11 protein-coding genes and 1 tRNA gene are annotated in these 11,620 nt (G+C 56.2%); 11 read left to right on the top strand and 1 reads right to left on the bottom strand.

The window, feature by feature from the left end:
• Positions 1-68: 68 nt before the first annotated feature.
• Positions 69-1,652 carry a wax ester/triacylglycerol synthase family O-acyltransferase gene (locus ACEQU8_RS08410; protein ID WP_370262911.1) on the bottom strand — a complete coding sequence of 528 codons (1,584 nt, stop codon included), beginning with the start codon at positions 1,650-1,652 and terminating at the stop codon, positions 69-71.
• Positions 1,653-1,806: 154 nt separating this feature from the next.
• On the opposite strand from ACEQU8_RS08410, the gene ybgC reads away from it, so the two are divergent.
• The 11 genes from ybgC to ACEQU8_RS08465 form a co-directional block, all read left to right on the top strand.
• On the top strand, positions 1,807-2,211 hold the full coding sequence (ybgC, locus tag ACEQU8_RS08415; RefSeq protein ID WP_370262912.1) for a tol-pal system-associated acyl-CoA thioesterase: 405 nt from the start codon (positions 1,807-1,809) through the stop codon (positions 2,209-2,211).
• A gap of 47 nt (positions 2,212-2,258) precedes the next feature.
• Positions 2,259-2,936, top strand: coding sequence for a protein TolQ (tolQ, locus tag ACEQU8_RS08420; RefSeq protein WP_370262913.1), 678 nt, complete (start codon positions 2,259-2,261; stop codon positions 2,934-2,936).
• 10 nt (positions 2,937-2,946) lie between these two features.
• Positions 2,947-3,375: a protein TolR gene (gene tolR / locus ACEQU8_RS08425; RefSeq protein ID WP_370262915.1), complete on the top strand. Its 429-nt coding sequence runs from the start codon at positions 2,947-2,949 to the stop codon at positions 3,373-3,375.
• Positions 3,376-3,390: 15 nt separating this feature from the next.
• Positions 3,391-4,254 carry an energy transducer TonB gene (locus tag ACEQU8_RS08430; RefSeq protein ID WP_370262916.1) on the top strand — a complete coding sequence of 288 codons (864 nt, stop codon included), beginning with the start codon at positions 3,391-3,393 and terminating at the stop codon, positions 4,252-4,254.
• A gap of 71 nt (positions 4,255-4,325) precedes the next feature.
• Positions 4,326-5,606: a Tol-Pal system beta propeller repeat protein TolB gene (gene tolB, locus ACEQU8_RS08435; RefSeq protein WP_370262917.1), complete on the top strand. Its 1,281-nt coding sequence runs from the start codon at positions 4,326-4,328 to the stop codon at positions 5,604-5,606.
• 58 nt (positions 5,607-5,664) lie between these two features.
• Positions 5,665-6,192 carry a peptidoglycan-associated lipoprotein Pal gene (gene pal, locus ACEQU8_RS08440; RefSeq protein ID WP_370262918.1) on the top strand — a complete coding sequence of 176 codons (528 nt, stop codon included), beginning with the start codon at positions 5,665-5,667 and terminating at the stop codon, positions 6,190-6,192.
• 22 nt (positions 6,193-6,214) lie between these two features.
• The gene (ybgF, locus tag ACEQU8_RS08445; RefSeq protein WP_370262920.1) at positions 6,215-6,961 is read left to right on the top strand and encodes a tol-pal system protein YbgF; all 747 of its coding nucleotides are present in this window, start codon (positions 6,215-6,217) and stop codon (positions 6,959-6,961) included.
• A 74-nt stretch (positions 6,962-7,035) separates the two neighbouring features.
• Positions 7,036-8,145 carry a YeeE/YedE family protein gene (locus ACEQU8_RS08450; RefSeq protein ID WP_370262921.1) on the top strand — a complete coding sequence of 370 codons (1,110 nt, stop codon included), beginning with the start codon at positions 7,036-7,038 and terminating at the stop codon, positions 8,143-8,145.
• A 57-nt stretch (positions 8,146-8,202) separates the two neighbouring features.
• Positions 8,203-8,279: transfer RNA gene (locus ACEQU8_RS08455), tRNA-Met, on the top strand.
• 294 nt (positions 8,280-8,573) lie between these two features.
• Positions 8,574-10,853: a galactose oxidase-like domain-containing protein gene (locus tag ACEQU8_RS08460; RefSeq protein ID WP_370262922.1), complete on the top strand. Its 2,280-nt coding sequence runs from the start codon at positions 8,574-8,576 to the stop codon at positions 10,851-10,853.
• Positions 10,843-11,620, top strand: a 778-nt coding sequence (locus tag ACEQU8_RS08465) for a hypothetical protein (RefSeq protein ID WP_370262924.1), incomplete at its 3' end; no start/stop codon positions are given. The genes ACEQU8_RS08460 and ACEQU8_RS08465, both read left to right, overlap by 11 nt.

An 11,620-nucleotide genomic window follows, 5' to 3' on the forward strand; every position in this document is an offset into this window, starting at 1 on the left:
GCCCACTTTGGTTTGGCTGCGCCAGCCAACCTGAGCGGGGCCAACAACCCCGCCCAAGGCGACCTGCTTTAGTCTTCCGCGGTTTTGCCCGCACCCGCTTTGGCGGAGGCGGCGCGGCCGTTGGCCTTTCGGGTTTTGGCACCATCAGCCCGTGAAGCCGCTGTGGATCTGCGCACAGCCTTGGGCTCTTTGTTGGCAGCCGCTTTGGCCACCACTGCCGCACCATTGCTGGCGACTTTGGCTGCAGCCGGCTTCCATTCCACGCCCAGCAATCGCTCCAGTTCTTCCAGTGCCTCGCCGGTGTAAACCGACAGTCGCTGCATGGAAGGCAAGGCATCGTGATCGCCAGTAAAAGCCACGTTGAACTGCCCGGCGTAACTCACCACCGTGATGTTCAACGCCTGCCCGTGAGGAATCAGGGAAATTGGGTAGAACTGCTCCAAGCGGCAGCCCGAGAAATACAAATCTTGCGATGGGCCGGGCACATTCGAGATCACCGTATTAAAAATGGGTCGGGTCAACCCGCCCAGGCCGGTGACCAATTGCAACATCATCGGGGCCATCAGCATGATGGTGTAGTTGTTGATGGCCTCTTTGGGCATGGCCTGCAGATTGGTTTTGGCCATTTGCGTAGAACGGCGAATTTGGCGCAAACGCTCCAAGGGATCCGCCTCGGTGGTGTTCAGGTTCGCCAAAATAAAACTGATGGCATTGCCACCGTCCAGGTCATCGGCTGGGCGAACAGACACGGGCAAGCCTGCAGTGAGTGGCTCGTCTGGCAGAGCGCCGCGCTCCAGCAGGTAGCGACGCAGCGAACTGGAGCAAATGGCCAGAAAAATGTCGTTCACGCTCACCTCGGCGGCTTCGGCCACCTTGCGAATGCGCTCCAACGGATAGGTTTGGGTGGCCAGGCGACGCGCGCCACCCACCCGCCCGTTCACAATCGACTTGGGCCCCGAAAAAGGCGTGGCCAGCGCGGGGTCAGTGGGTTTTACAGCCTCTTTCATGAGGTTCACCAGCGCTTTGCCCGCTGCGGGCAGCGATTGACCGCTGAGCTTGGCGGCCTCCCAAGCCACACGTGCCTGATCGGTGAAATGGGACTGTGGATCCACTTTTTTCTTTTTGCGCACTGTGCCCACGCTCCAGGGCGCTGGCAAGGCCAGGCTTTCTTTGGCACTTTTACCGAAAATGCGTTCCATCAGGCGCATGGCGCCCACACCGTCCATCAGCGAATGGTGCATTTTGGTGTACAGCGCGAAGCGGTTGCCATACAGGCCTTCAATCAAATGCATTTCCCACAGCGGTTTGCGGAAATCCAGCGGATGCGAGTGCAAGCGGGAAATCAGCGTACCCAGCTCGCGCTCCCCACCCGGGGCAGGCAAGGCGCTGTGGCGGAAGTGATAATCCAGGTCGACTTTGTCCACTTCAATCCACTTGGGCCAAAGCGTCATCAAGCGGGGGTTGGACAAACGATAGTTAAACGGGGGAGAGAACTCCGTGGAATTGCGCAGCAAACTCACAATGCGCGCAATGGCCTGCTGAACCGTTTCACCTTCCACGGTGAAAATGGCCATGCTGCCCACGTGCATGGGTGCTTCTTTGGACTCGACATATAGCCACGATGCGTCCAGTACGGGAATGTATCTTGCCATCTCAGTGGTCTCCGCTTGTAGTTGTTCAATATTGTTGGGTATGCCGATAGGGCGAATGAATGCGGCTGCGGGCAAAAAGGCCCGAACACCTCATGATACATGCAGAGGGCCTTACAATGGCATCGGCATACTACCGACTCAAATCTGCCCAAACATGACATTTCAGTTCTCTTTGCGCGTGTACTTCGAAGACACCGACGCCGCAGGCGTGGTGTATTACGGCAACTACCTCAAGTTCATGGAGCGCGCCCGCAGCGAATGGTTCCTGCAACGCAGCATTGGCATGAAAAGCCTCATGAGCGAGCATCATTTGGTTTTTGTTGTCAGCAGCACGCAATTGAATTACCGCCGCTCTGCTAAACTTGAGGATGTTCTTGAAGTTTCAGTCGAATTAATTGAACTCAAGCGGGTTTCCGCGGTCTTCAGGCAGGTGGTCAGCCGCCAGGGGGAAACCATATGCGAGGGCACAACCCGAGTGGGCTGTGTAAATACGCAAACCCTGAAACCTGCCCCAATTCCACCCCAGGTTTACGCCGAACTCAACCAATTGATTCAGTAAAGCGTTACACATTTCGAACTTCTTTTCCTACATAGCGGATTATTTGCATGGATATCTCGACCGATATGTCATTTGCCTCGCTGATTGCACAGGCCAGCCTGGTGGTGCAATTGGTGATGCTCATCCTGGTGATGATTTCCCTCATCTCTTGGGCGACCATTTTCAAAAAGTGGGTGGTGCTCAAGCGCGCCAAGCGGCTGTCTGACAAGTTTGAGGAAGAGTTTTGGTCCGGGGGCGACTTGAACACCCTATTCCAGCGCGCCAGCAGCCGCCGCATGGAAGCCGGCCCACTTGAGCGCATTTTTGAAGCAGGCATGAGCGAATTTTTGCGGGCTCGCGACAAAAAAGGGCTGACTGATTACTCGCTCATTATCGATGGATCACGCCGCGCCATGAAAGCCGCCTTTCAGCGAGAAAACGACCTTCTGGAACGCAACCTGCCTTTTTTGGCCTCTGCTGGGTCGGTTAGCCCCTACATCGGCTTGTTTGGCACGGTGTGGGGCATCATGCATGCATTCCGAGGTCTGGCCAATGTGCAACAGGCCACGCTGGCCACAGTAGCACCAGGCATTGCCGAGGCTCTGGTGGCTACAGCCATCGGTTTGTTCGCAGCCATTCCCGCTGTGGTGGCTTACAACCGATATGCCAATGACATCGATCGCCTGTCCACGCAGTTTGAGTCCTTCGTCGAAGAGTTTTTGAACATTCTTCAGCGCCAGCACTAAGGGGAGCGTCATGCGAGCAGAACTCGGCCGCAGGTCACGGCGAGCCATGAACGAAATCAATGTGGTGCCATACATCGACGTGATGTTGGTGCTGTTGATCATCTTCATGGTCACGGCCCCCATGATCACCCCTTCAGTCATCGACCTGCCCTCGATGAACAATGCCAATGTGCCCACGCAAACACGCCCCATTGAAGTCACCGTTCGGCAGGTGGGCAATTTGTTGGTGAAAGACATGAAGACCAATCAAAGCCAAGAGGTGTCATTGGCACAACTGGCCGCCGAGGTACGCAAGCTGCAAGGCAGTGAGCCCGAGCGGCCCGTGGTGATTTCTGCCGAAAAATCAATTCAATACCAGGCTGTGGTCGACGCCATGGATGCCCTGCAAAACGCTGGCATTCAAAAGGTAGGCCTGTTGGTCAAACCCAAGGGCAAATAAGCGCATCCCAAACCCATGAGTGTCGATTTGTCACATCGCGGTCAACGCCTGGACTTCAATGCAAGCCACCAGGCCCTGCTTTCCAAGATGTCTTGGGAAAGCGGCATGGCTTCGCGCCTGGAACCCCCAGTTGACCACAGTGGCGAAAAGGCCGGTTTGAGTTTTTCTTTGTTGGCACACCTCACCTTGGTGGCATTTTTCGTGATTGGTCTGAACTGGAAAACCGAAGAGCCTGCCGCGTTCGAAGCCATCCTGTGGAGCGACCTTCAAGCCAATGAAACCGTCGCCGCCGTTCGCCCTGAACCTCAGCCAGAACCTGAGCCAAAGCCCGAACCAAAACCTGAACCTAAGCCAGAACCCAAGCCAGAAACTAAGCCCGAGCCCGCTCCACCTCCCCCAGTGCAGCCGCCCAAGGCAGATATCGAGCTGCCAAAGCCCGAGGTCAAAAAGCCGGAGCCCAAGCCTGAGCCAAAAAAGCCAGAGCCCAAGCCGCAACCCAAAATAGACCCTGAACTGGCCAAGCAATTGCGCCAACAAGAGCTTGCGCGCATTATGGGCGGTGCACCAGCCACTGGCAGCACAAGCCAGGGCACCAGCACCAATCGTGCTCAATACAGCGACAGAATTCGTCAATACGTTCGCAGCAAAATCGTGTTTCCCGGCGCCAACTCGGTTGAAGGCAACCCAGAAGCCGTGTTCGAAGTTCGGCAACTTCCGAACGGGGAAATTGTCTCAATCACCCAGAAGAAGAGCAGCGGCTTACCCGCTTGGGACAGCGCTGTGGAACGCGCCTTGCAGCGGTCCAGCCCCTTGCCCAAGGCCGACGACGGTTCGGTGGAACCTGTCCTTGTCCTCTCATTCCGTCCAAAAGACGTTTAAAATTAATCAAAACAATGGCTTACATTAAAACTGCTATGGTTCAGCTTTCCTTTGCAAATGCATGGCACGCCATGCGCCGCGGTGCTTTTGTCATGCTGGCCAGCGTGGCGGCCCTTTTTGCACACGCGCCGGCACACGCCCAGCTAAAAATCGACATCACCGGGGTGGGTAACAACCAAATCGCCTTCACCGCTGCACCATTCCAGGGCAACGCGGGCCTGCCAGAGGATATTCAAAAAATCATTGAAGACGATTTGGTGCGCAGCGGATTTTTCCGAGCAATTAAAACCACCAGCAATATCGAGCTCAATGAGTCGACCCTGATCGACCCCACCGCTTGGAAATCGATCGGCGTGGACGCCCTCATCGTCGGCTCTGTCAAGCGACTTCCCGACGGTCGACTCGATGTACGCTTTAACCTGCACGACACAGCCCAGCAAAAATCGCTGGGCAAGTTCAGCTATGCCATACAGCCAAGTGCCATGCGCCTTACAGCGCACAAAATTGCTGATTTTGTCTACGAAAAAATGCTTGGCGAGAAAGGCGTGTTTGCCACCCGCATCGCCTACGTCGAAAAATCGCCTGGCCGCTACCGCTTGATCATTGCCGACTCTGACGGTGCCAACCCGCAGGTCGCCCTGGCTTCCAAAGAACCCATCATCAGCCCCTCTTGGTCACCAGACGGTACACAACTTGCTTATGTGTCTTTCGAGACTCGCAAGCCTGTCGTGTTTGTGCACACCCTTGCAACAGGTCGACGCAAAGCGGTGGCCAATTTCAAAGGTAGCAACAGTGCACCGGCATGGTCGAGCAACGGCGAACAGATGGCCGTGGTGTTAACCAAAGACGGCGGCTCGCAGATTTACAGTATGGGCATTGATGGGGGGGGATTGAACAAGCTGACCAGCACTGGCGGAATCAACACTGAACCGGTGTATAGCCAAGATGGCCGCTCCATCTACTTCACCTCCGACCGAGGGGGTGGTCCACAAATTTACAGAATGAACACATCGGGTGGCGATGTCTCACGCGTCACTTTTGAAGGTGGATACAATATCTCGCCCCGCATTGGGCCAGATGGAAAAACGCTGACCTACGTCGCACGGCGCGAAGGCCAATTCCGCATCGCAGTGCTGGATCTGGCCCAAGGCACCGAAATGCTGTTAACCAATTCTGGACGGGACGAGAGCCCCAGTTTTGCACCCAACGGTCGCTACATTTTGTACGCGACCCGTTCTGGGGGCAAAGGCACCCTGGCCGTGGTGTCCAAGGACGGCCGCATCCGGTACAGCTTGAGCAGTTCCGGTGCAGACATTTCGGAGCCCACATGGGGTCCGTTTACAAATGATTGATTTGAAAAACTTTTAACCCGTTTTACACTGAACGCACCTTTTAGGTCTGGAGAAAGCAATGAAACAAGCAATGCTGAAGTACGTGGCAATTTCTGCTGTGGTGGCCGTATTGGCCGCTTGTAGCTCTGCCGTGCCCTTGAACGACAAGCCCGTGGAATCCAAAACTGGCAGCGCACCCGGTGCTGGTGGCGATAGCCGCGCCGTGCCCACCGTAACCCCCGGTGACATGGACCCCCTGAACGACCCACAAGGCGTGCTGGCCAAGCGCAGCGTGTATTTCGACTACGACAGCTTTGCTGTGAAGTCCGAGTATCGCGAACTGGTGCAAAACCACGCCCGTTATTTGGTTGCCAACCCCAACCGCAAAGTGGTCATTCAGGGCAACACCGACGAACGTGGTGGCGCTGAATACAACCTGGCCCTTGGCCAGCGCCGTGCTGACGCTGTGAAAACCCTGATGTTGGCCTTGGGCGTGAAAGAAGCACAAATCGAAACCGTAAGCTTCGGCAAAGAAAAGCCCAAAGCCACCGGCAGCAACGAAGCCGCTTGGGCTGAAAACCGTCGCGCCGACATCGCCTACCAGTAATTGAAAAGGGACTCTTCGCAAGATGACATTCGCACTCAGGCACACCCCGTGGATTGCCACCCTTGCCCTGGTGATTTTTTCAGGCAGCGCGCACGCGTTGTTTGACGACACCGAGGCCAGACGGGCCATTCTGGACTTGCGCCAGCAAGTTAAATTGCTTGAGGACCGAATTGCACGGCTGGAGTCTGCCAACCAGGGCCAACTGGCCCTGGCTCAATCGCTGAGCGACAAAGACCGCGAGATCGCCCGCCTGCGTGGCGATCTTGAGGTCGCCAACAACAACATCCGCAAACTTCAAGAAGACAACCGGGTGCTTTACAGCAACCTCGACGAGCGCCTTAAAAAACTGGAGCCCAAGCCCATTGAACTAGATGGCGAGCAGATCAATGTGTCGCCCGAGCAATACCGGGATTATCAGGCGGGCCTGGATCATTTCAAAGCAGGCAATTTTGCTGAAGCCATTCAACAGTTTCAGCGCTTTCTGGCGCAGTACCCCGACAGCAAACTCAAACCTCAGGTTCGTTATTTTCTGGGCAGCGCACAATTTGCTCAAGGCGAATACAAGCTTGCGCTGGTCACCCAACGCGACCTGGCTCGGGACCACCCCGACAGCCCACGCGCGCCCGATGCCCTGTTAAGCATGGCCAGTTCTCAGCTGGAATTAAAAGCCATTCCAAACGCCAAAAAAACCCTCTCAGAGTTGATCGCCAAATACCCGGAGAGCGAGGCCGCTAAAAGCGCCAAGCTGCGCCTGGATGCTCTGAAATAAGCGAGCCCTTGCATTCACGCAGCCCTTCGCACGGGTAAAATACGCCATCACTTAACCGGAAGGCGCGCGCACTCATGGAAGAAATCAACATTGCCCAAGCCCAGCAGTGGGTGCTTTGGGCCACATTCGCCGTGGGCTTGGCCTTTGGCGCGGTGTCGCACCGCACGCATTTTTGTACCATGGGCGCGGTGGCCGATGTGGTGAACTTTGGCGACTGGAATCGCATGCGCATGTGGGTGGTGGCCATCGCAGTGGCTGCCCTAGGCTTGCAAGCTTTGTCCATCGCAGGCATCGCCCGTCTGGAAGACACCATCTTCTTGGCCTCTCAGTGGTCGTGGCTTTCGGGCATTTTGGGAGGATTGCTATTCGGGTTTGGCATGGTGCTGGCCTCAGGCTGTGGCAGCAAAACCCTGATCCGCCTCGGCGCTGGCAATTTAAAAGCCTTGGTGGTGTTTGTTGTCATGGGGCTTACAGCATACATGGCGCTTAAGGGGATTGTGGGCGTGTTTCGCGCAAGCACCTTGGACCCCCTTCGCTTGCAGTTTGAACAAGCCCCCCACCTTCCAACGATGCTCGCCAATGGCCTGGGCTCACCAAGCCTGAATACAGCACTCTCACTGGGCCTGCCTTTGCTGCTGTTACTTGGCGCACTGGCTTCGCGCACCGCCTGGACCCGTGAGGTTATTCTGGGCGGTATCGGCGTGGGGGCCACCATCGTGGCAGCTTGGTACGTTATTTTTCAAATGGCGTACATTCCAGAACACCCAGACACCCTGGAGGCCGCCTACCTTGGCACCTACGGCAACCGCGCCGAGGGCTTTAGCTTTGTAGCACCCTACGCCTACACCCTGGAATGGTTGATGTTTTACAGTGACCAATCGCGCGTGCTCACGGTGGGGGTGGTGGCCTGCTTTGGCGTGGTGCTTGGTGCACTGGGCAGTGCGCTTCTAGAGCGCTCTTTCCGTTGGGAGACCTTTCAAGGCGTTGAGGACACCGCCAACCACCTCGGCGGCGCAGCATTGATGGGCATTGGTGGAGTGCTGGCCATGGGCTGCACAGTGGGCCAAGGTTTAAGCGGCGTGAGCACACTGGCACTGCCCTCTTTTGTGGCATTGCTGAGTATCATCGCTGGCGCGTGGTTGGCCTTGAAGTACCAAATGTGGCGCGTGGAGCGCATGGTTTAAAAAATGCCAGCGCCCTCTTCTTTTTTTAAAAAAGCTCAGTTATAATCCCGGTCTTTCGGCGAATTAGCTCAGTTGGTTAGAGCGACGGAATCATAATCCGCAGGTCCGGGGTTCGAGTCCCTGATTCGCCACCAAAATTCAAAAAAACCCGTCCTTGGTGACGGGTTTTTTTATTTCATCACACTGAAATACAAGCTTTTTTTCATACCTTTCCAAGCAGCAACAATGTAACACCGTTCACTCGTTAAGTTTTACGTTTTTCCTCTTGTGCAAAACCATAATCATGGTTATTCTTTTCAAAAAAATGCATCCAAAGATGCGAAACAACAGTAACAACTGTTAACAAATGCAAGGGGGGACAGCACAAGCCGTTTGGCTTGAACCAACCTCCTTTGTGAACAAAAACAGCTTGCTAGGAGGAGAGACACGTGTTCAAGCTGAAAACATTACCTGCCGTCATCGCCATTGGTTTAGGGTCTGCATTGCCTGTTCAAGCGGGTTTGCTTGACGACCTCGTTGGCGCACAAACCAACCCCATCAGCACCGAGCGCTCCAGCGTGATGGAGGCGGATAAGGGCTCGTTTAGTCGCCCATTTGCCGAACCCAAGGTGTACCGTCGCGGCAAGGCTGAGGATGCCAACCCAGACCTTCAGGGCACAGAAACCGCCGAGAAATGCCTGGCAGACCCAGTCACAGGCAAAATGCGATGCAAGCCAGCCGCTGGCACCATTTCCCTGCTGCCCTCCGGGGACTTTTTGTACTTCAACGCCTTGGAAGGCACCGAAGATTTTGAATTCTCCATTCTGGTTGACTTCGGCCAAAAGGCCATCAACGACCAGTCCCGCGTGATGCGCATTCCCGACAATGCCAACGCTGCAACCGCCTGGACACGACCCAAGGATGTGGCTTCTGGCGCCAACCCCGACGGTTACGAGATCACCGAACTGATTCCTGGCTTGAGCAACAAAGAAACGAACTCTGCCGATGGTGCATTGTTCTGTGCAGACGTGGCCATGATGGCCGATGGTCGAATCATGGCCGTGGGCGGCACGGCTTACTACAGCGAGCCCGGCAACAACATGGTGGGCTACGGCTTGACCGAACTTGAAGGCCTACGCACCAGCCGCGCTTACAACCCCAACACCAACCAGTGGACCCAACTGGCCGACATGAACTATGGCCGTTGGTACCCCTCAGTGGTGACCATGGCCGACAGCAAGCTGTTTGTGGCCAGTGGCGTGACCAAACTGATCAAGCCCATTTACCCACAACAGCCCGAGCAGAGCGGACGCAACGTTCCCCAGACAGAGACCTACGATGCGGCCACCAACAAATGGACAGACAACGGACAGGCCGCTCAGCGCTCACTGCCCCTGTACCCTCGCCTGCACTTGCTGCCCAACGGACACATTCTGTACAACGCCGGTGGTCAAGCCTTCAACCCCAATGGCCAAAGCTACGACCAGCCTTTGTGGAACATTGCTGGCGCTTACAACCCAGGCACCAAGTCCTGGAGCGACCTTGGCTATGCGGGCTTCCCACTCACCTTCAGTGATGCAGGGCTGGAGTCCCTCACGCAGGTGATGAACCCCTTCACTGCGCGTGACAACGCTGCCACGGCCTTGATGCGCACCCTCACCTCGGTGCCCACCAAGAGCCCACAAGCCTTGCAAAAAACCTTGAGCGGGCTGGTCGCCGGTGGCACCTCGCCCGAGGCAGCCATTCAAAAGGCGGTGGGTGGTGGCATGCGCGGCTCCACGTTTTCAGTGATGTTGCCTCTGCGCCCCAACAAAGACGGCAAATACACCGATGCCAGCTTCTTGACCGCTGGTGGCGTGCTGCCGATGGTGGGCGCGACATCACCCGGTACTTACGTGGCCATTGCCGCCTCACGCATTGACACAGTCAAAACCGAGCTGGCCGATGACGTGAAAGACGCCAAGGTGGTGAGTTACAGCAGCGAAGTGACCGGCGCACTGAACGAAACACGCTGGTATGGCACGGGTGTGCTGCTGCCCGATGACAGCGTGATGGTGTTCAGCGGCGCAGACCGCGACGCCGTGGTGTCCCCTGGCGTTGAAAAAGCCCGCAAAACAGCCGAGCGATTCAACCCTGTGACCAAGAAGTGGGAGCAAATGGCGGTGGCCAACAACCCCCGCACCTACCACAACACCGCATTGCTGATGCAAGACGGCCGTGTGTTGGTGGGTGGCCATGCCCCCATCTCGACCTTGTACGCCAAAAACATCAACCTGGCAGCGTTTGGCTTTGCACCCAACGACGGACGTGACCCATCTTTCGAGATCTACACACCACCTTATGTGAACAACCCAAATCGCCCAGTGGTAGAGGGCTTCGAGGGTGGCAACGGCAAGAAGGGTTCCGATGGCAAAACCGTGATGCCTCAGTTCAACAAAGGCCAAGAGGTGACCATCGAATTGGGTGACAAAACCAAGGCCAAGGACATTGACTCCATCACTTTGGTTCGCCACACCGCCATGACTCACCTGATTGACGGTGATCAGCGCACCGTGGTGATTCCAAAGAACAAGCTCAAGGCCAATGGTAAAAAAATCACCTTCACCATTCCCGACCAAGCTGCTGTGGTGCCACAGGGCGCCTACATGGTGTTTGCTCGCGCCAAAGATGCCAAAAACAATCTGCTGCCGTCCAAGGGCGTCAGCTTCATGTTGAAGCATGGCAGCTAAACAAACCTGGGTTCAGAAAGCGTTGGGTGCCTGCCTGGCGCTTTCTGTTTTTTCCCTGGGTACATTGCATCCCCAGCAAGCCTTTGCCCACGCAGAACATGGCAGCGAAGGTGGTGTGCCCACGGTGGTCAGCCAGCTTCCTAAAACCGTTCAACTGAGCGTGGCAAAATCCGCCGCCTACCAGTTCGCATTGTCGACCAATGGGCAGCACACCGTGCTGGTGTATGGCGAAGACCAACAACGACCCTTTCTAAAAATTCAAGGCCAACGGGTGCAAGCCGATGTGCACAGCACGGGCTGGCATCGCGCCCAACAACCCGGGGGCGGCGCAATACCTCCTTCGTTAAAAGAAAACCCGAACATGCCAGCACGCTGGGTGCCACTGGCCGACGATGGCACCGTGGGCTGGTACGACCCACGCTTGCAGCAAGAGGATCTGCTGTCCTTTAATTTGAAGCTGAGCGTTGACGGCAAAATCCGCCAAGTTGAAGTGGCCCGAGTTGAAGCCCCCAAGATGGATGGTTTCTGGCGCCCCGTGGTGACCCATGAGCCTGACCACCCAAACCTGTTTGTCATGGTTCCTGGATTAAGTGGCAACGCCCTGATGCTGAGCAACAACGGCGGGCAAACCGTGGCTGTACTGGACGCCCAAGGCCAGCCTTTTTTGCGGGTGGGAGCCAACGGAACCTGGCTGAAGCACACGCACGGTTGGGCCAAAGACCTTGGCCTGTATTTTGAAGCGGATCCTCAGCAAGACTGGGCCTTGG

Origin of the sequence: Limnobacter sp. (genome assembly GCF_964228395.1) — a bacterium.
Taxonomy (GTDB): domain Bacteria; phylum Pseudomonadota; class Gammaproteobacteria; order Burkholderiales; family Burkholderiaceae_B; genus Limnobacter.

Coding starts and splice junctions, on each gene's coding strand:
- ACEQU8_RS08410 (WP_370262911.1), bottom strand. CDS start 1,652: ATGGCAAGATACATTCCCGTACTGGACGCATCGTGGCTATATGTCGAG.
- ybgC (WP_370262912.1), top strand. CDS start 1,807: ATGACATTTCAGTTCTCTTTGCGCGTGTACTTCGAAGACACCGACGCC.
- tolQ (WP_370262913.1), top strand. CDS start 2,259: ATGGATATCTCGACCGATATGTCATTTGCCTCGCTGATTGCACAGGCC.
- tolR (WP_370262915.1), top strand. CDS start 2,947: ATGCGAGCAGAACTCGGCCGCAGGTCACGGCGAGCCATGAACGAAATC.
- ACEQU8_RS08430 (WP_370262916.1), top strand. CDS start 3,391: ATGAGTGTCGATTTGTCACATCGCGGTCAACGCCTGGACTTCAATGCA.
- tolB (WP_370262917.1), top strand. CDS start 4,326: ATGCGCCGCGGTGCTTTTGTCATGCTGGCCAGCGTGGCGGCCCTTTTT.
- pal (WP_370262918.1), top strand. CDS start 5,665: ATGAAACAAGCAATGCTGAAGTACGTGGCAATTTCTGCTGTGGTGGCC.
- ybgF (WP_370262920.1), top strand. CDS start 6,215: ATGACATTCGCACTCAGGCACACCCCGTGGATTGCCACCCTTGCCCTG.
- ACEQU8_RS08450 (WP_370262921.1), top strand. CDS start 7,036: ATGGAAGAAATCAACATTGCCCAAGCCCAGCAGTGGGTGCTTTGGGCC.